Origin of the sequence: Desemzia sp. FAM 23989, assembly GCF_045528345.1 — a bacterium.
GTDB lineage: Bacteria > Bacillota > Bacilli > Lactobacillales > Carnobacteriaceae > Desemzia.
In genome coordinates this window covers 218586-238776 of record NZ_JBGQQT010000001.1, presented here as the reverse complement: position 1 = coordinate 238776, position 20191 = coordinate 218586, and the positions used below count along the sequence as shown (strand labels likewise).

Annotated in this window: 17 protein-coding genes; 3 read left to right on the top strand and 14 right to left on the bottom strand. The window is 39.2% G+C overall.

The genetic code is table 11. The annotated features are described in order from the left end of the window. Positions 1–7: 7 nt before the first annotated feature. The 9 genes from mltG to zwf form a co-directional block, all read right to left on the bottom strand. A complete protein-coding gene (gene mltG, locus ACEN36_RS01080) occupies positions 8–1144 on the bottom strand; it encodes an endolytic transglycosylase MltG (protein WP_407095460.1) in 1137 nt (378 codons plus the stop codon). A 312-nt stretch (positions 1145–1456) separates the two neighbouring features. Then, positions 1457–1771 (bottom strand): DUF1292 domain-containing protein, encoded by a 315-nt coding sequence (locus ACEN36_RS01075; protein ID WP_407095461.1) that lies wholly within the window; start codon positions 1769–1771, stop codon positions 1457–1459. Between the two features lie 64 nt (positions 1772–1835). Beyond that, the gene (ruvX, locus tag ACEN36_RS01070) at positions 1836–2258 is read right to left on the bottom strand and encodes a Holliday junction resolvase RuvX (RefSeq protein WP_407095566.1); all 423 of its coding nucleotides are present in this window, start codon (positions 2256–2258) and stop codon (positions 1836–1838) included. Then, positions 2258–2524 (bottom strand): IreB family regulatory phosphoprotein, encoded by a 267-nt coding sequence (locus ACEN36_RS01065; protein WP_407095567.1) that lies wholly within the window; start codon positions 2522–2524, stop codon positions 2258–2260. The genes ruvX and ACEN36_RS01065 overlap by 1 nt, the downstream gene beginning before the upstream one ends. Before the next feature lie 675 nt (positions 2525–3199). Next, entirely contained in the window at positions 3200–5851 is a 2652-nt protein-coding gene (gene alaS / locus ACEN36_RS01060; protein WP_407125790.1) for an alanine--tRNA ligase, read from the bottom strand. Next, on the bottom strand, positions 5832–6050 hold the full coding sequence (locus ACEN36_RS01055; RefSeq protein WP_407095463.1) for a hypothetical protein: 219 nt from the start codon (positions 6048–6050) through the stop codon (positions 5832–5834). The genes alaS and ACEN36_RS01055 overlap by 20 nt, the downstream gene beginning before the upstream one ends. Before the next feature lie 221 nt (positions 6051–6271). Further along, complete coding sequence (locus ACEN36_RS01050; RefSeq protein ID WP_407095464.1) at positions 6272–6667, bottom strand: hypothetical protein; 396 nt, start codon at positions 6665–6667, stop codon at positions 6272–6274. 392 nt (positions 6668–7059) lie between these two features. Continuing rightward, a complete protein-coding gene (locus ACEN36_RS01045; RefSeq protein ID WP_407095465.1) occupies positions 7060–7701 on the bottom strand; it encodes a YczE/YyaS/YitT family protein in 642 nt (213 codons plus the stop codon). 34 nt (positions 7702–7735) lie between these two features. Beyond that, the gene (zwf, locus tag ACEN36_RS01040) at positions 7736–9190 is read right to left on the bottom strand and encodes a glucose-6-phosphate dehydrogenase (protein ID WP_407125789.1); all 1455 of its coding nucleotides are present in this window, start codon (positions 9188–9190) and stop codon (positions 7736–7738) included. Between the two features lie 221 nt (positions 9191–9411). Here zwf and ACEN36_RS01035 point away from each other — a divergent pair, with 221 nt between their 5' ends. Beyond that, positions 9412–10371 (top strand): diacylglycerol/lipid kinase family protein, encoded by a 960-nt coding sequence (locus ACEN36_RS01035; protein ID WP_407095467.1) that lies wholly within the window; start codon positions 9412–9414, stop codon positions 10369–10371. Positions 10372–10515: 144 nt separating this feature from the next. Beyond that, positions 10516–11265 (top strand): sulfite exporter TauE/SafE family protein, encoded by a 750-nt coding sequence (locus ACEN36_RS01030; RefSeq protein ID WP_407095468.1) that lies wholly within the window; start codon positions 10516–10518, stop codon positions 11263–11265. Between the two features lie 62 nt (positions 11266–11327). On the opposite strand, the gene ACEN36_RS01025 is transcribed toward ACEN36_RS01030, so the two are convergent. From ACEN36_RS01025 to ACEN36_RS01015, 3 genes are all read right to left on the bottom strand, one after another. Further along, positions 11328–11444, bottom strand: a complete 117-nt coding sequence (locus ACEN36_RS01025; RefSeq protein WP_407101788.1) for an IS3 family transposase — start codon at positions 11442–11444, stop codon at positions 11328–11330. 442 nt (positions 11445–11886) lie between these two features. Further along, positions 11887–14376 (bottom strand): ATP-dependent RecD-like DNA helicase, encoded by a 2490-nt coding sequence (locus ACEN36_RS01020; RefSeq protein WP_407125788.1) that lies wholly within the window; start codon positions 14374–14376, stop codon positions 11887–11889. Between the two features lie 84 nt (positions 14377–14460). Beyond that, positions 14461–15141, bottom strand: a complete 681-nt coding sequence (locus ACEN36_RS01015; protein ID WP_407125787.1) for a tetratricopeptide repeat protein — start codon at positions 15139–15141, stop codon at positions 14461–14463. Positions 15142–15303: 162 nt separating this feature from the next. On the opposite strand from ACEN36_RS01015, the gene ACEN36_RS01010 reads away from it, so the two are divergent. Continuing rightward, positions 15304–16671: a metallophosphoesterase gene (locus tag ACEN36_RS01010; RefSeq protein WP_407101655.1), complete on the top strand. Its 1368-nt coding sequence runs from the start codon at positions 15304–15306 to the stop codon at positions 16669–16671. Between the two features lie 81 nt (positions 16672–16752). On the opposite strand, the gene ACEN36_RS01005 is transcribed toward ACEN36_RS01010, so the two are convergent. Next, positions 16753–18195: a 6-phospho-beta-glucosidase gene (locus ACEN36_RS01005; RefSeq protein ID WP_407125786.1), complete on the bottom strand. Its 1443-nt coding sequence runs from the start codon at positions 18193–18195 to the stop codon at positions 16753–16755. 12 nt (positions 18196–18207) lie between these two features. After that, on the bottom strand, positions 18208–20115 hold the full coding sequence (locus tag ACEN36_RS01000; RefSeq protein ID WP_407125785.1) for a beta-glucoside-specific PTS transporter subunit IIABC: 1908 nt from the start codon (positions 20113–20115) through the stop codon (positions 18208–18210). Positions 20116–20191 lie beyond the last annotated feature (76 nt).

Genomic DNA, 20191 nt, shown 5'->3' with positions numbered 1-20191 from the left:
TCGATCATCAATTGTCTACATATTCACGTTTGTATTCCAAATGTTGTTGATAGGTTTCAGCAAAATAAACTTTTTGTGTATCTATATCAGCAAGGAAGTATAAATAATCAGTGTCTGCCGGATTAATAGTCGCTCTGATGCTTTCTTCACTTGGGCTATTGAACGGACCAGGTCCCATTCCTGTATTTTGGTACAGATTATAAGGTGAATCAACTTCCAAATCATCATGAGAAACTCGTTCTTTATGAGTATCAAGAGAATACAATACGGAAATGTCTGTTTGCAACGGCATACCGATCTCAATCCGATTATAGAAAACATCTGCAATCTGAGTCCGGTCTTCGTAACTGAGGCCTTCTCTTTCAACTAATGAAGCGATCGTCAATATTTCATGAACCGTCTGTCCTTGTTCTTCAATTTGCGCATAATACTGTTGCATTACTTCATTCATTTTAGCAACCATACCTTGCACAATTTCTTCTAAAGACATCTCTTCATGGAATTCATAAGTAGCCGGGAATAAATAGCCTTCTAACACATACCTGACTCCTTCTGCTTCAAAAACATCCGTCAATAATGCTGGATATTGAGTCAGCAGTTGCTGTTGGAATTCTTCATTCTCAATCAACGCCATAAACTCTTCAGCGCTGTAGGGAGTTCTTTCTCCAACGATGTCAGCTATCTGAGTAATCGTATACCCTTCTGGTACCGTAATTCTTTCAACAGAATCTGCAGGAAAATCCGTTCCACCCTCTTGTAAAGAATCAATGACATTGTCAATCGTCATTGATGGCGACATAAGATAATACCCAGCTTTAAACTGTCCTTCGTTATTTAAACGAGTATATACATTAAATACTGAAGCACTTTTAATAATCCCATTTTCTTCCAGAATGCGCGCAATACTGGTGGGAGAAGATCCACTTGGAATTTCCACTTGAATTTCTTCTTCACTGGTTGGATCAAGAGGTTCAATAGAGGATGTATAAAAGTTATATGCCGATACACCTAGAACAACTAAAAGAACCATTAAAACAGCCACGATACTCAACACAATTTTCGTCACGACGCTTTTTTCTTTTTGTTCCTTCTTTAGTCTTCCATCTAACTGTTGATTCTTTTTTCCCTGATTAGTATCTTTCAACAAATTCCCTCCTAAATTAGTGCTGGGGACTAGCTCATTTTCTATGCTAATCATAAGAGTAATCACATTTAATTTCTGGAATTCAACACTCCAATCATCCACAAAGCGCTATTTAGCTGCCTTTATTCAGTGCTGAATGTTCTTCCAGCAAAAAGCTCAGGCTCTTTATCTTATAACCTGATAGTGGATTTAAAACCGATTTCTATGTAATCTACTGGCTTAACCTTTACCATTATACATGATATGACTATTAAATAGAACAAAAAAAGCCAACAATATTGTCAGCTTTTAGCGTGGACTGTAATAAGCGACTTATGCTTCGTCTTCATCAGCCATAAAAGTATTTAAGACTTCTTCAATCATGTCCCATTCTTCTTCTGTTTCAATAGGTCCTAATTGTCCTTGTTTGCCGTCTTCTTCTTGAACGAATGAAAAAGCAGATAATTCAACTTCTTCTCCTTCAGAAGCACTAGCTGGATAAACCAATACATAAGATTTTTCAAAATCATCTGAATCAAAAGTGAATAAAATCTCGTATAACTCTTCGTTTCCTTGTTCATCGATTATTGTAATGTGTTCGTGATCGTGGTGGTCGTGGTCATGATCATGATTGTGTTCGTGTGCCATAAATTAGGCTCCTCTCTTTTTACCAAATTAACTTTATTAGTTTACCCTAACACAGACAAAAAAGCTAGTTGTGATGACCATCCAAATAATTTTGTAAAATCATCACAGCTGCCACTTTATCAATGACTTTTTTTCTCTTTTTACGTGACGTATTGCCTTCTTCAATTAGCATGCGCTCTGCTTGAACAGTCGTTAATCGCTCGTCTTGAAACTCAATGGGAAGATTAAAAGCTTCGGTCAGCATTTTTCCATACGATAGCGAAGCTTCCGCACGGGGACCAATAGAGTTGTTCATATTTTTTGGCAAACCGACCACAATTTTAGCAATTTCATATTGTTTGATCAATTCACCGATTCTTTCCAACCCAAACACTTCATTTTCTTCATCGATTTTAACGATTTCAACACCTTGAGCAGTCCAACCAAACGGATCACTCACTGCGACACCAACTGTCTTAGAACCTACGTCTAGCCCCATTATTCTCATCAATCTTCGTTTACACTCTTGTCCATGTAACTTTTCACCAACTCTTCCACGATTTCATCACGTTCATGACGTTTAATTAAATTTCTTGCGTCATTGTGACGTGGAATATAGGCTGGATCTCCAGACAGAAGATAACCAACGATTTGATTAATCGGACTGTATCCTTTTTCCTTCAGTGCTTTATATACAATAGATAATGTTTCTTTAACATCTTTTTCACTGTTCTCTGGAACATTGAAGCGGACTGTTTCATCTTTTGTGCCCATCATTTACACCTCTATTTCTGTTAACTACATCTTTTATTTTACAAGAAACTCATGCAAACTACAATGCTATTCAAAAAAATGATATTACAAATCTATTTTACCATACAAATTACTCTTTAAACTACTCTTCTACGTTCTTTTCAGATTTAATTCTATTCTTTTAATGGTTCCCCTCCATTGTATTGTGCTTTAGTATGCCTTGCCTTCTATATACTAGGTTACCTCATCACAAAATTATTGCAAAGAAAGCCCCTTATATTGGATACATAGTAATATACGTTTTTTATCTCTTCTTTTTTCTATGGATTAAATATTTAAGACTAAAAACAATGCTCAGATACTTACTGACTATTTCGAGGTACCATGAGGACTCCAATCCCTGCTCTTAGAGCTATTTTAACTTTTTTTGAAAGCACAAATGGCTCTTATCTTCGTTCTCAGAGCCATTCAAAGGTTTTCGAAAGCACAAATGGCTCTTATCTCCGTTCTCAGAGCCATTCAAAGGTTTTTGAAAAACCAAATGGCCCCTAGCTTCGTTCTCAAAGCCATTCCTACTTTTCATAGACTACTGAACACATTGAAGCGAACTCATGCATAATCAACCAACAAAAAAAGTCCTATAGGCCACTCGCTATCGGCAGACTCTATAGGACTTCTTATTATTTCATTTCCAAATTATTCGCTTTTTTCTCTTACCCATTCAGCTGCTTTAGCCAAAGCATCTTGTAAGCCGTCTGGATTCTTTCCACCAGCTTGAGCCATGTCAGGACGTCCGCCACCGCCACCGCCTACAAATGGAGCGATTGTTTTGATTAGGTCTCCGGCTTTCAAGCCTTTTTTGACGGTTTCTTCATCAACAGCTGTCAATAAGTTGACTTTTCCATCTTTCACTAATCCTAACACAAGAACATTAGAAGAAGCTTTTTGTTTCCATTGGTCAGCTAATTGGCGCAATTGATTCATGTCTTTGACATCGACTTGAGCTGCAATCACTGTTATGCCGTTTACTACTTCAACCTCGTTAAAGATATCAGCCGCTTGGTTATTGGCTAATTTTGCTTGCAATGACTCGTTTTCTTTTTTCCAGTCTCTAACTTCAGCTTGCAATTGTTCCACTTTTTTCACAACGTCTTTCAATTGTTGTGCTTTTGTTAATGCGCCCACTTCTTCCAAATAAGTCTGGTTTTCGTTGATCAAACGATAAGCTGCCTCACTCGTTACCGCTTCGATGCGACGAACTCCTGCACCAATACCGGATTCAGAAACAATCTTGAAGATTCCGATATCGCTCGTGTTCATGACGTGCACCCCACCACATAACTCGATAGAGTAATTGCCTACATTTACGACACGAACTTCTTGGCCATATTTCTCTCCAAATAATGCCATAGCCCCCATGTCTTTAGCCGTTTCAATATCGGTCTCAACAGTTTCGACTGGGATAGAAGACCAGATTTTTTCATTTACGATCTGTTCCATTTGGTCTAATTCTTCCTTGGTGATTTGACCAAAGTGAGTGAAGTCAAAACGCAAATGGTTCGGAGCTACTAATGACCCAGCTTGGTTGGCGTGTTCGCCCAGAATGTCTTTCAACGCTTGGTGCAACAAGTGAGTAGCTGTATGGTTGCGTGTGATTTTGCGTCGAGCTGCTTCGTCAACAGCTAATACATACGTTTCGCCTGCTACCAACTCTTTTTCAACTTCCACTGTATGCAACGTTTGACCTGCTGGTGCTTTTTTCACATCGGTTACTTTACCAACCACTTCATCAGCAGCATTTAAAATGAGACCGGTATCCGCAACTTGTCCACCCATTTCGGCATAGAAAGGCGTTTGATCAAAAATCACGCGAACGGTTTCTCCAGCTTCAGCCGTATCTGTCAAAGCTGTGTCAGTAGCCACGACCACTAATTTCCCTTTGCTTCTTGTTTGGTTATACCCAACAAACTGGCTTTCTTCAATAACGTCTGCAAATAGACCCGTTTGAACGGCCATTGATGTCTCATCGCTACGAGCAGCACGAGCACGTTCTCTTTGTTCGTTCATTGCTACTTCAAAGCCTTTATGGTCTACAGCTAATCCTTCTTCTTCAGCGTATTCTTCCGTCAATTCTACCGGGAAACCATAAGTGTCATACAAACGGAAAATATCTGTCCCGACAATTTCTTTTTCGCCGCTTTCTTTTAAAGAAGTCACTAAATCATTTAAAATACTTAATCCATCATTGATTGTTTCGTGGAATCGTTCTTCTTCTATACGAATCACTTTCGCAATAAAGTCTTGGTTTTCTAAAATTTCTGGATAGTGGCTTTCCATAATATTGCCTACTATTGGAACTAATTTGTAGAAGAATGCTTTGTCGATGCCTAATTTCTTCCCATGCATAACCGCTCTACGCAATAAACGACGCAACACATAGCCTCGTCCTTCATTAGAAGGCAATGCGCCATCTCCAACCGCAAAAGTTACAGCACGAATGTGGTCTGCAATCACTTTAAATGAGATGTCTGTCGCAGAGCTATCGCCGTATTTTTTACCTTGGCTCATTTCTTCTACAGTATGAATGATCGGCATAAACAGATCTGTTTCAAAGTTTGTCGGCGCATCTTGAATAATCGATACAATACGCTCAAGACCCATACCGGTATCAATATTTTTGTTCGGAAGTGGTTCATAAGTGTCATCTGGCTTGTGGTTGAATTCAGAAAACACTAAGTTCCAAATTTCCAACCAGCGTTCATTTTCGCCACCTGGGTAATTTTCTGGATCCTCTTCAGCCAAGTTGTTGAATCTTTCGCCACGATCATAGAAAATTTCAGAATCCGGACCACTTGGACCAGCACCGATATCCCAGAAGTTGTCTTCTACATCAACAACATGGTCATCAGCTAAGCCAACTTTTTCTTTCCATATTTGTTTGGCTTCTTCATCTTCAGGATAGACCGTTACATACAATTTGTCAGGATCCAATCCTAACCATTTTTCATCGGTTAAGAATTCCCATGCCCAAACGATCGCTTCTTCTTTGAAGTAGTCGCCGATGGAAAAGTTTCCCAACATTTCAAATAAAGTATGATGGCGGGCTGTTTTCCCTACATTTTCAATATCATTGGTACGAATACTTTTTTGCGAATTTGTGATGCGAGGATTGTCAGGAATCACCGATCCGTCAAAATATTTCTTCAGTGTTGCGACTCCTGAATTGATCCACAATAAAGTGGGATCATCAATAGGAACTAATGAAGCACTTGGCTCAATCTTGTGTCCTTTTGATTCAAAAAATTCTAAAAATAACGAACGAACTTCTTTACTTGTCATGTGTTTCATATTCTTCTACTCCTTCTATTTGCTTCCTCAAATGGGGCTTTCTGGATAAAATGGCAACAAAAAAAGCCCAATCTCCCACTGCTAAACAAGGACGACGCATCGCGGTACCACCTTGCTTGCAATGAATGGATTCGACCAACTCATTACCTCTTATAGTCTCGATAACGGGAGAACCGACAATATTTCTATTGTATCTCAAAAGGGAGCGTCCAATTTTGCTTGATGGTTTTCTTTCAGCCAAGGAAAACCTTTCTGCAAAGCAAGTTTAAAATTTGACATATCCTTTATAACATACAAAGTATAGAAAATATCCTGCCGAATGTCAATTGCAAAATTTTAAAAACTGCTTGTCTGAATCAAAAAAGTTTATTTGGCAGATTAACAGATTTTTCGGGTTTACGGACTCTAGTCTCTTTCAATCTAATCAAAATACTCGTCAGTATTGTATGTGTTGCCATCTTCATCTTCAAAAATACGTTCTCCAATGCGCTTTAAGGTAAACGTGAAGCCGTCTTCTGTTTGAATTTCGTATGTATCACCTGAAGCAGAAACATCTACCTCGTATTCTCCATTTGATGGAATAGCCGTTTCTTCTTGTGCCAGTTCTTCAATATCGCTTGGTTCCGTACTTGGTGTAACTTGAAGGTCATTGTTCATCACTCGTAAGGTTCCTTCAGAAAAAAACAGCTGCCCAGAACTACTTTGTCCGCTAAAAAGCGCTCCTTCCAAATGGCTTTCCTCTGCCGGATATTCTGCCCCGCAACCGACCACTAACAATAGACCTAAAGATAAACCAACAACTTTTAGCTTTTTCATTTTATTGATCTCCTCCAATATGAATTCAATAGAATTTTTTTTATATTTTCAGTTTACCATTTATTTGAATTCGATGGCAAATAGATTAAAAAAAGCCACAAACAAACCTCCATCAATGGTTTGAATTCACTGATGGAGGTTTCCACAAAAATCATCTTTTATCTTATTTATTATCGTTCAAATCCAATTTACCTTTAATCTTCTCTACTGCTTGTGTCAAAACTACCTTCATCAGGGTTAATTCGCTCTGTTTGCGGCAATTCAGATTGAACCTCTTCTACTGAAACTGACGCGCTTCTTAAGGAGTTCTTTTGCCGGTAATAACATCATGCATCCTATTTATCAAAAGAGTACTGCCCCTTCATTGTCACAGCGAATGAATTCTCATCAAATTATTGAGAAGCTTCTGCTAATTTGTCCATAAGAGGTTGAGAAACCTTCTTTGAGAAGAAAGTAATCAGTGGCCCGGCAAAAAAACCGGTAATAAATGTTGCTACTCCAACAGGACCACCAACTAATAAGGATATAACGACTACAATCAGATCCTGTGCTATTCTAACAGGTGTATAACTCCATCCCGTTCTATCGGTTATAAGAGGTGCTATCGCATCATAAGGCGAGACACCCAAGTCTGTGTCCATATAAACGGCTACACCTAGAGTAAAAATCAATATAGCGATAATAGTAACGATTATTCGAACAACAAAACTGATTTCTTCAACTGCGAAGTAATTTTCAAACATACTTTTGAAAAAATCGATTTGGTATCCTACTAACACCATGTTAAATATGGTCCCCCACCCAATCAACGATTGTTTCATAAAAAACACGACTGCTAAGATAATAAGATTCACAACGAGTTGATAGTTCCCTAAACTAAAACCCAATAGGGATGATGCTCCTCTATTCATTGCAGTAAAGGGATCCAGTCCCATGTCCATTGATTCACTGAGAGCAGAACCAAGGCTGATTAAAGTAATTCCAATAATCGATGTTAACGAGCGTAAAAGAAAATCTTTCCAATTTATTGACATATTTTTTCTCCTTATCTACAAATTTTTCCATTTATTAAATACGTTTGACCCATTCATGATTATTTTTTGTCAGTAAGTCTTCTGCTTCAATTGGACCAAAAGTATGCGCACGATAATTCGGAAAATCGGGTTCTGGTAATTCTTTCCAAGCAGCAACAATACTATCCGTAATACGCCATTGTTCTTTGATTTCCTCGTAAGTAGAGAAATGAGTTCGATCTCCTGCTAAAGCATCGTAAATCATATTCTCATATGGATCGGCAATGTAATATTCTTTGAACGTATTTTCATCAGGACCGATAAATGTGCTAACCGGCTCATACTCATTGTTCGGCATTTTTTGGTTCAGAACCAGTGATACTCCTTGTGCAGGCTCAGCCATAAAAGTAATCCGTGTCGCTACATCTGAATCAACAGCATCGGTCGATTTCAACAAAATATCGATTGCTGTATAATCCTCTATCAATGCTTTTCCTGTTCGTAAATAGAAAGGCACCCCTTGCCATCGTGGTGCATCAACCGATAACTCAATCGCCACATAAGTATCCGTATCACTGTCACTAGCTACCTTCTCTTCATTGCGGTAACTCTTGTACTTCCCTTCGCTGTCAGCTTTGTACTGACCGCGAACGACTTTTTGCTCCACTTGTTCTGTGGTGAATGTCGGTAAGTTTTGTAAAAGCGTCAGTTTATTTTTGTGAATGGATTCGGTAGTTAATTCAGCTGGTAATTCCATGGCCACAATGGAGAGTATTTGTAATAAATGGTTTTGGAACATATCCAGCAACGCGCCATTTTCCTCATAAAAACTGCCGCGCGTACCAATAGATAAATTCTCAGGAAGTGAAATTTGTACGTTTTCAATAAAATTGTTGTTCCAGATACCTTCAATCAAAGGATTGTAAAATCGTGTGGCTAGAATATTTTGTACAAAATCCATTCCAGGAAAATGATCCATAAAGTATAAATCTTCTTCATCAAATACTTTCAATAATAAGCGGTGATATTCTTCAGCAGTCTCTAAACTGTCTCCAAATGGTTTCTCCGTAATTACACGATGATTCCCTGGCAATTCAGTAATTTCTGCTTTTTGGATATTCGTAGTTGTCTCGTCATACAATTCAGGAGCAATGGAGTAGTAATAAATGTATTCATCTGGTGTTTCAAATTCTTTGGCTACTAATTCTATTTTTTCACGCAGCTGTTTTAAATCTTCCAGATTCGTATTATCCGTTCCTTGGTAACGACAATGTTCAAAGAACTTTTCATCTAACTCCTCAAAATTAGGCCCGTTCTCGACGGATTTACGCACAAGTTCTTGAAACTCTTGATCTGTCATTTGTGTTCGTGATGCACCTAATAGAGCAAAATTATCAGAAACTAGTCCCCGTTGATACAATTGGTGTAAGGCAGGCAACAACATCCGCATTGCTAAGTCTCCTGTGGCACCAAATAAGACAATTAAACCTCCAACTTGCTTTTTAGACATCTATTCTTCATCCTTTCCTATTGGCTGTGGCAAGCAACAAAATGAGTTACCTTTACCATAACATGCATTTATCAAATTCAGATGTATTCTGCTCAATCATTTGCAGGATGAGGCAGCTCAATGGAACAACTAATTAGCTGATTTCTTTTTTAGATTCTTTGGTTTATAATATGAAAGCATGATCGACTAAGAAATATTAACTTATTTAGTAGGAGCTACATATGTCAATGATTAAAGAATTTCATCTCATCATCAATCCTCATTCCGGTTCAGGAAAAGGGGAAAAAATAGGGAAACAAGTCAAACAATATTTAGAACAAAAAGATAAGGTTGTTTTTGTCCATGAGAGTCAATATGCAGGACACACCACGAAAATCACAGCTGATATCGCTCAAAAAATAGCCCAACAGTCCATTAAAGATGGCTTGATCATCGTTATTGGTGGTGACGGGACAATTCACGAAAGCCTGAATGGGTTAGGAGAACGTTACGCCTCTGTTCCTTTAGGGTATATCCCATCTGGATCCGGAAACGACTTTGCTCGCGGAGCTGGAATTTCCCATCATCCCAAAAAGGCTCTCGAACAAATTTTGGCTGCAACTGAACCTAAAGAGCTGGATGTTTTAGCTTTTCTGGATATCCCTACTTACCGTCAAGGTTTTACCGTTAACAACGTCGGACTTGGATTAGACGCTTCGATTATCAAAGCAGTCAACCATTCTTCTTCCAAAACAGTCTTCAATAAACTCAAACTGCATTCGTTGATTTATTTATCCGCAGTGATTTCACATTTTATACGACAACAACCCTTTCCTTTAGCGGTCGATGTAGATGGGAAAAAAGAATCCTTTGAGAGAGCTTTTTTAGTCACTACAAATAATCATCCTTACTTCGGCAGCGGAATCAAAATTTCTCCTAAAGCTGCTCTGACAGATGGCAAAATGGATTTAATTGTTGTAGAACGCATCTCTGGATGGAAGTTTTTAAAACTTTTCTTTACTCTCTTTACAACTGGTAAACATTTAGAGGATGAGGCAGTTCATTACTTTAAAGGAGAACACATGCGCCTGTCAGTTTCGTCCGTAATCGAAGGTCAAACTGATGGAGAAGAACTGGGCTACACTCCTTTTGATTTAAGCATCCGTACGGTAAAAAGACTCTTTTGGTTTGTTGCTCACTAAAGCGCGCACAAGGACCAGGATTATTCTTGGTTCTTTCTTTTTTGCCTTAATCTTTCAACAAGTATGGTAAAATGAAGACTTGTAATATCTAGTTCAAAATGTCTTTATCCCTGTTCATTGGGAGACAAAAAGGAGTTTATTTCTGTGGATGCAACAATTATTTTACTGGTGGTCGGAGTCGTTTTTCTAGGTTCTTTGATGCGTGCTGTTTTTGGATTTGGCGACTCAGTCGTCAGTATGCCATTATTGGCTTTATTGCCGATTAGTTTTTCAACTTCAGTTTCTTTAATCGGGTTAGCAGGATTTACGGTCGCCATACTGACTGTTCTTTCAGGTTGGAAAGAGGTTGATCGGCCTGTTTTACGGCGACTGTCATTGGCTACACTAATAGGGATTCCATTCGGCTTAGGGCTGGTCAAATTTGCTCCGAAAATACTGATTACTTCCATATTAAGTATTTTTCTTATTCTTTATGGGATTTATTCCCTCTCTAACCCAAACCTTAACCAGACTAAACTGGGTAAAAAACTGCAAGGTCCGATGGGTACAGGACCATTTGGTTTTGCTGCTGGTATGTTGGGCAGTGCGTACAATATGAATGGCATACCTATAGTAGTCTATGGTACTATGCGAAAATGGGATCCAATTGTTTTTAGAGAAACGTTACAAGCTCATTTTTTGGTTTCCAGTCTGATGATTATTATTGGCCATTTTTTAGGTGGATTTTGGTCAAAAGAGTTATTTATTTTGTATGGCTTTTCACTCCCAGCAATTGCTTTGGCTATTTGGCTAGGCAACTTCTTGTATAGTCGAATCCCCAGTCAACAATTTAAGCGCTATGTTTTTATCTTGATTATTCTGTTGGGTATTTTCTTATGGATTGATTTTCTTTAGCATACACTACAATAAAAAAACTCTAACTTTTCGGTCTTGACCCTGAAAAGTTAGAGTTTTTATTATGTAATTGATGGGCTGATTTGAGTTTGGAATTTAACCGAACTTAGTCCAGGCAATTTTGCTTTTGATCGAGCAAGGTTGTACCATTTGATGTATTTCCACGTTTCTAAATTTATGTTGGTGTTGGCACTGCTAATCTTTAATAGAGTGAATAATGGAATGAATAGTGTGGAATGCTCTATTCAGCGTGAAATGAAATATTTGTTTAATGAGTAAATGAAGGCTTGCTCCTTACATTATCCCGTTCTTCATCAAGATGGTTTTACTCTTGATGTTCAAACCTCATTCTTCATCAAGAAGACATTAAATAAATCCTTCTTTGAAGAATAGTCAAAAACAATAGCGCTACTAGTTGTCTCTAGCACCCTCGTATACTATTCGAGCAGCGATGATTTGTTTCTTCGTTAATAAATAATCGCTCAAAGAACTCTTAAAAATTCTTGAACAAAGGTAGCTTGAATTCCTCTCTTCCCTATATCTTGCATAGAAAATAACCCCCAAAAATTAGATTTTACTCTAACTTTTGGAGGTCACTCTCAAAAAGGAATCTTTCTTGAATTACATTTGATAAGGAGATATGCCTTCCATGCCGATCATGGGGTCGATTTCTTTCATGTTAGCGGCGGTTAAGCGGTAGTCCAGGACTACCTTCGAAGCTTTTGTTTCTACGGTCACTGCTTGCGTTTCTTCACTTGAAGTTGGAGCAACTTGTTTGCTTGATTCGCTAGTTTCGGCCGCATTTTCCACTTTTGGAGCTTCAGTCGTTGCTTGTTCTTCCCCTGATTCACCCGTGATACGCTCTTTCAACGTGGTCAACCGATTGGCAGAAGATTTCATCACACTTTCGTGAAAAGCTGGAATCTCTCCGCACAAGATCAGCAATTCACTGGCTCTGGTAATCGCCGTGTACAATAAATCTCGCCGAAGCATCCGGTGATAATTGCGCACCATTGGCAAAATAACCATTTTAAACTCGCTACCTTGAGACTTATGGATCGAACAACAATAAGCTAAAGTGATTTTATTCCATTCATTTCGTTTGTAAGTGACCTCATTGGCATCAAACCGCAAAATCAGCTCATCTACCTTATCTTCCGTTTCTTTCGCGTAAGAAATCCCGACGATTTCACCCATATCCCCGTTGAACACATTCATTTCCGGGTAGTTGACCAATTGCAGGACTTTATCCCCGATACGATAGACTTTATTGTTGAACGTTACTTCTTTTCGGCGCCCAGTATCGTTGGGATTAAAAATTTCTTGCAGCATTTTATTCAACGCATCAATCCCAGCTGGACCACGATACATGGGCGCCAATACTTGGATATCTTGAGCTGTGAAGCCTTTTAATTTCGCTTTACTCACTACTTGACGAATCACTTCTTCAATTTGAAAGGCGGAACAATTGAAGAACGATCGATCACGTTGCGGTTTTTGAAAATCGTTGGGCAGCTCTCCATTTTTAATATTGTGCGCCAAAGTGATAATCGACGAACCATCCCCTTGACGGTAGATCTCATTCAACTCCATACTCGGAACTTTCTGGCTGGCAAGTAAATCATGCAGCACTTGGCCGGGACCGACAGAAGGCAATTGATCTTTATCTCCTACAAATAAAACCTGCATATGATTCGGAACAGCTCTCAACAATTGATTGGCCAGCCAAGTATCCACCATGGACATCTCATCCACGATCAATAATCCGCCATCCAATTCCTTTTCAGATTGTTCGCTATCCGGATTTTCCGTTCCATTCAAACCTAATAAACGATGAATGGTACTGCTCGGCAATCCGGTCGCTTCATTCATCTTTTTCGCAGCTCTTCCCGTAGGAGCCGCCAACAAAATAGGAAAAGGTTTCTCTTCCGTATAATCATTGACATCTAACGACAATCCATTTAACTCAGCATACAAGGTCACGATACCATTTAAAACGGTTGTCTTCCCTGTCCCAGGACCACCCGTCAAAATAAACACAGGAGATTGAACCGCTTTTTTTATCGCCTCTTTTTGCGAATTGCCGTATTGGATCGCAAATGTTTTTTCGACGATTGCGATTTCTTTTTCAATATCTTGGGTGTAATTGATTTTTGATTTGCTTTCCAACAACCGTTCAATCGAAGTCGCTATTCCCCATTCAGCAGCAAACAACGATCGGATATACAATTTACCCTCATCTTCAATCAGCTTGTTTTCTTCGATCAAATGCAGGACTTCATCTGCCACGCTTTCAGGCTCAATCAAGAAAGAACGACTGGATTCCAAGACTTCGATTGTTTTGGTAAGCAAATTTTCCGCATTTGTATACGTATCTCCATTAGACATGCACAATTCATTTAATGAAAACATAATAGCAGCTTTGATCCGCATCGGAGAATCAGCTTTAAACCCTAATTGTTCTGCAATTGCATCGGCTTTTTTAAATCCTACATGCTCGACCTCTTCCAGCAAACGATAGGGATTTTCCTGGATCACTTCTAAGGTTTGTTCTTGATAGGTCTGATAGATGCTGTATGCCAGTTGACTACCAAAGCCAAATTGATTCAATCCGATAATGATTTTTTCCATGCCATTATTTTGCTGAATCACTTCTACAATCGTATCGCGTTTTTTTTGATTGAGTTGAGTAATCTGTTCTAAGACATTCGGATCTGCGTTGATCCGATCAATCGCTTCTTCACCCAACGCATCCACGATTGCTTCAGCCGTTTTTTCTCCAATACCTGGGAATTTATCGCTTGATAGATAGGCAATGACTCCTTCAGCTGAAGTTGGTTTCTCTTGATGGTACCGGCTGGAAGTAAACTGCACACCAAACTTAGGATGGTCCACTAACTTCCCATAAAAACGGTACACTTCTTCTTCCTGGATCTGACCAAAATTTCCGGTAATCACGACTTCTTGTTCTTTGTAGTCACTATTGGTTTCGGTAATTTGAATCAACAACACTTTATAAAAATTGGACGGATTTTGAAAAAAGATCGCTTTAACTCCCCCAACGATATATGGTTCTGTTGTTGCATCAAATAACTCTTCTTGAAAATCCAAATTCTCTCCACCCTTTTCTGCGTGTTTCTTAAACGCGTTGGGTAAGGCAGCTCACACGTCTTACCCAACGCTCTTATTTTCGTGCTACTCTTCTTTTTTAGTGACAACTGATTCAATTTCTTTTAATTGCTGCGCATAAGTCAAAAACTGTTTCGGATCCAATTGTTTGGCTTTTTGCAAACAATCTTTCCCCTCTTTAGGGTCTTGCTGCAGGACTCTTTTAGCTAATCCTTTTTTGAACCACGCTTCTGCATTTTTTTCATCCAATGCGATCACTTTGTCAAAATAGCTCTCTGCATCTAAAAACGATTCTGTCTGCAACAAACTATTTCCAATCATTAACAAGATCATCGTATCTTCTGGATGATAGACTTCTGCTTCCAACAAATAGGCTAACGCTAATTTCGGTTGGTGTAAAGCTAGATAACACTGCCCGATCATAGCAGCAGCTTCTCCTTTAAAAATACTCTTTTGTTGTTGGAACACGGATAAGTAATTGTTCAATGCTTCAGTATAGTGCTGTTGCTGATAGTGCCAATTTCCATAAGCATATAGAAATGACTCCTCTGCAGCAAATTTTTCACCCGCCATCTCCAAGACAGCTTTCGCATCTGCAAACTTTTTAGCAGCAATCAATAAACTGATCAGATTATAATAGCCTTCTTTTTCACTTGGTTCTTCATCAATCGCTCTGAATAAGAGTTCTAAAGCTTCAGCAGCTTTGCCGTCATTCCATAACGCCAAGGCTTTTTGATTTAAATCCATACTTCCAGCCTCCTTAAAACACTCCATTCTATTTTACACTAAAAGTGTCTTTTGGACTACCGTCTGAGATAGAACTTGTTTTAATCTCTATCATACACTAGTGAGTCTTCACTATTTGTATTATAATGAACAAACAAACTACGGTCTCAAGAGGAGCTCGCTATGAAAAAGAAAACAATAGCCGGAATCATTCTGTTTCTGACTGGTGTACTGGTATTTGTCTTTGGTATGGGACAATCCATTGAATCGACTGAACTGAAACGCGATCCGCTTATGCCAACTGAAGCTATTTCTAAAACAGATTCTATTTGGATAATCACTGATGTGCATTACTTATCACCTTCTCTGTTTGATAATGGAGAAAATTTTGACTACATCCAACAAACATCAGCTGGAAAAGAACTGGATTACCCAACAGAACGAATGGAAGCACTTGTATGGCAAATAGAAAAAGAACGACCGAAACTACTGATCGTCAGTGGCGATTTGACCTTAAACGGAGAAAAACAAAGCGCATTGGACTTAGCAGATTATTTTCATCAAATAGAAGAATTGGGGACACAAGTCTACGTCATTCCCGGCAATCATGATATCTCAAATGGCTGGGCCAGAAAATTCAATGGAGACAGTCAAGAAAAGACAACCCAAATATTGCCGCAAGACTTTCAAACGATTTTTAGTGACATGGGGTATACCGAGGCTTTTTCGGTAGACGAACATTCTTTAAGTTATGCCGTGCAACCGTATACTGATTTGATTCTATTGATGCTGGACACCAATGTTTATTCCCAGTCAGAAGGAAAAGGCGCCCCTCCTTCAAATGGGTTGTTAAAAGAAGAAACATTGGTTTGGATGGAAACAGTCTTGAAAGAAGCCAAAGAGACTGGTAAAACTATCTTGCCTGTGTTGCACCATAATTTACTGGAGCACAACGACTTTATGACAAACGGATTTACGTTGGATAACGCACAAGTTGTTCAAGAATTATTTACCAAGTATGAAGTATACGTGTCTTTTTCTGGTCACACACATGTCCAAGATATCGCCAGCAAAGAAGAGACTTCATACGATATCACTACAGCTGCTTTTTCCATTATGACACCCAGTATTGGGCAGATCACGATTGATAGCAAACAACTGAATTACCAGAAAAGCACTTTAGACGTAGACAGCTGGGCTGCTGAAACGAACCAAACGGATGAGCAGCTGTTGCATTATGCAGACTACGCTACTTCTTTATTTGTTAAGGACGGTATCGATATGGGATTGCGGCAGATAATCGAAGAACAATGGTATGACAAAACCAATCCTGATGAAGTGGGCACCTTTGTCGGTGAAAACAATCGCCTCTTTTTTAGCGGAGAATCTTCTCAAATCAGTTCCGCTGAAGCTGAACTGATGAAACAGACATCTGCTTATCAAGCCATTAAAGAGTATTCTAGAGGATTTTTGCTACGGTATACGGATAATATTTTAAAACTTAACGGACAGTCCGATCTGACATTGACTCTCCCTCTGTTCAAAGACTAGTCTCCCTACTCTCAAATTAGGAAAAAAAGAAAAAACTCTCTCATTGCTGAATATACAACAATGAGAGAGTCAAACTTTTCATTACAATTGTTCTCCATTTGTTTCGATGACTTTTTTATACCAGTCAAACGAATCTTTCTTGCTTCGTTCCATCGTTCCGTTGCCTTCATTATCCCGGTCTACATAAATCATACCGTAACGTTTTTTCATTTCTCCAGTTGTGAAAGAAACGATGTCAATGATGCCCCAAGGTGTATACCCCATCAATTCAACACCATCATGGTCTATGGCGATGCCCATTTGTTTGATGTGTTCACGCAAGTAAGAGATACGAGCTTCATCATGGATGCTGCCGTCTTCTTCGACAATATCAATCGCACCAAACCCGTTTTCTACAATAAATAGCGGAATTTGATAACGATCCCAGAAACGATTCAATGTATAACGCAGACCTACCGGATCAATCGTCCAACCCCAGTCACTAGCTTTTAGATATGGATTGTCCACTTGATAAGGAATCTTACCATGAACGTTAGCCGCTTCGTCATCGTTATTTTCATCTTTATGATCCACGACATTAGACATGTAGTAACTGAATCCTAAATAATCCACTTTCCCTTGTGCCAATATTTCAGCATCGCCCTCTTGAATTGGAATATTCAAGCCATCGCGTTCAAATTCTTTCAGCGTATAGTTTGGATAATACCCACGTACTTGTACATCTGGGAAGAAATAACGCAAATGCATCGATTCTTCAGCCAGCATAGCATCTTCAGGGTGGGCTGTTAAAGGGTAAATCGGTACATGAGACACCATCGCTCCAATTTGGAAATCTGGGTTGATTTTACGTCCTACTTTCACAGCTAAAGCACTTGCCAACAACACATGGTGCGCTGCAGTGTACATCACTTCTTTAGCATTTTCGCCTTCTTCAACTTGTACCCCAACATTTGTCCATAAGAAAATCGGGTTTGTGTAGTCCATCATGTTGTTGATTTCGTTAAACGTCATCCAGTATTTCACTTTGTTTTTGTAACGCTTGAAAACCACTTCGGCAAATTTAACAAAGAAATCCACTACTTTACGGTTTCTAAATCCACCATAGTTTTGTGCTAAGTGCAGCGGCATTTCAAAGTGAGTCAGCGTAATGACCGGCTCAATACCATTTTTCAATAATTCATCAAATAAATCATCGTAAAATTGAAGTCCAGCTTCATTTGGCTCAGCTTCGTCGCCTTTCGGGAAAATACGCGTCCAGTTGATAGATGTACGTAAACTGTTCAATCCCATTTCAGCAAACAACGCCACATCTTCTTTATAACGATTGTAAAAATCAATGGCTTCGTGATTCGGATAAAATTTACCTTCTTCAACCGTTTTTGTGATTTCGCGTGGCTTACCAGCTGCACCAGCAGTCATCACATCAGCGACACTTGGCCCTTTACCACCTTGATCCCAGCCACCTTCGAATTGGTGGGCTGCTAATGCTCCGCCCCATAAGAAATCTTTTGGAAATTTAGACATTTGTACATCCTCCTATTTTTTAATGGTTATGATCGTGCCTGTAGCTTCTTTTGATTGAGAGACTAACACATCTGTGTAGTCATTGGTATTTGTTACAATGACGGGTGTAATCGTCGGTAGATCCGCTGCTTTGATTTGAGCCATATCAAATTCTACAAGCAGATCGCCTTTCACAATTGATTGTTCTGCTTCAACATCAACGGTAAAGGGTTTACCTTCTAACTCAACCGTTTCCAGTCCAATATGGATCAATACTTCGACACCTTCGTCGGAAGTCAAACCGATAGCATGTTTAGTGCCTGCTACTAATGTTACTTTACCATTAAATGGCGCTACTACTCTACCTTCTGCAGGTTTGATCGCTACTCCTTTGCCCATTGCTCCTGATGAAAACACAGGATCCGGTACTTCATCTAACGGTACAAGTGTGCCATTGATTGGAGATTGAATCTCAATTTCTGAAAAATGATCTACAGCGACTGCACTTTGGTCGTTGTTTTCAGTATCCATTTCTGTCGTAGTCGATGATCCGTCAACTGCTTCTTCTACAGTGTCATCACCATAACCAAAGATTTGAACCAATATAATTGGCAAGATAAGAGCGATGACCGTTCCAGCCAATACTCCCCAGAAAGAAGAAGGATAATCAGCGCTGTATGTGTTGATGATGGTTAGCGGCCCTGGTAATCCTGTATACACAAATGAGAAAGAATTAAAGAAACTAGTCACCAACGAAGCAACTGCCCCAGTAACGATTCCAATAATAAATGGTTTCTTGAAACGCAAGTTAACTCCGTAAATGGCAGGTTCGGTAATTCCAAATAAACCAGTAATGGCAGCAGATAAACTGACACTGCGGACTTCTTTTTTCTTTGTTTTTAAGAAAACGGCTAAAGCAGCTCCCACTTGAGAGATAACCGCAATCGTTTGATACACTTGGAAAGTGTCCATTCCATATTGTTCATGGTTAGCCAGAATGACCGGTGTGATTCCCCAGTGAACGCCCAGCAGTACAAACAACTGCCATGCTCCACCAATAATAATACCAGCTAAGGCCGGGAAAGAAACCGTTAAGGCTGTATAACCTGCTGCAACTACATTTGCTCCGGCTGCAGATAACGGTCCAATCACAATAATGGTTAATGGAACCGCGATCAAAATACTAAATAATGGCGTAAACAAGCGTGTTACGGCCTCTGGTAAAATATGTTCTAAGAAACGTTCCAAATAAGATAATAACCATACCAGCAAAATAGCTGGGATAACCGTTGAAGTATAAACGGTTTCACTTAATGGCATACCGAAGAAAGAGATGGCTTCTCCTGCCCCTGCACGTTGCGCCAACTCTGAAAAACCTGGCGCTACCAAGGCAGCGTTTGCAAAAATTGCCGTATACGTATTTGTTTTAAAATGTTTAGAGGCTGTTACCGCAATAAAAATCGGCAAGAATGTAAATGGCGACCATGATACCACATCAAATACTTGATAAGTACCTGTTTCTACAATGCTTGGCCAAATCTGAGACAAAATGATTAAAGCCCCTTGAATCGTTCCGGCAGCTGCCAATACATAAACAAACGGTGCAAACACAGCTGACATAGTTGCGATAATCCGACTAAAGATATTGCCTTTCTTTGTATCTTCTGACGCTTCTTTCTTCTCTCCACCATCAGTTAGTTCGCTAAATTCATTATAAACTTTGTCGACTGTGTTTCCAATAACGATTTGAAATTGACCGCCTTTACGAACTACATCAATAACTCCTGGTAGTTTTTTGACAGACTGAACCATCTCATCATTTTCTTCTTTCAATACTAATCGTAAGCGAGTGGCACAGTGAGTCGAATTGGAAATGTTTTTGTCTCCCCCTATTTCTTCTAAAATCCGCTCAGCTAAATCGCGGTTTTTATTTTCTTTCATGTTCTTCCTCCTTTTCACTTATAAAGTGTATGGGTATAATTTATTGCCGTGATTACATCATAAATTATACCCACAC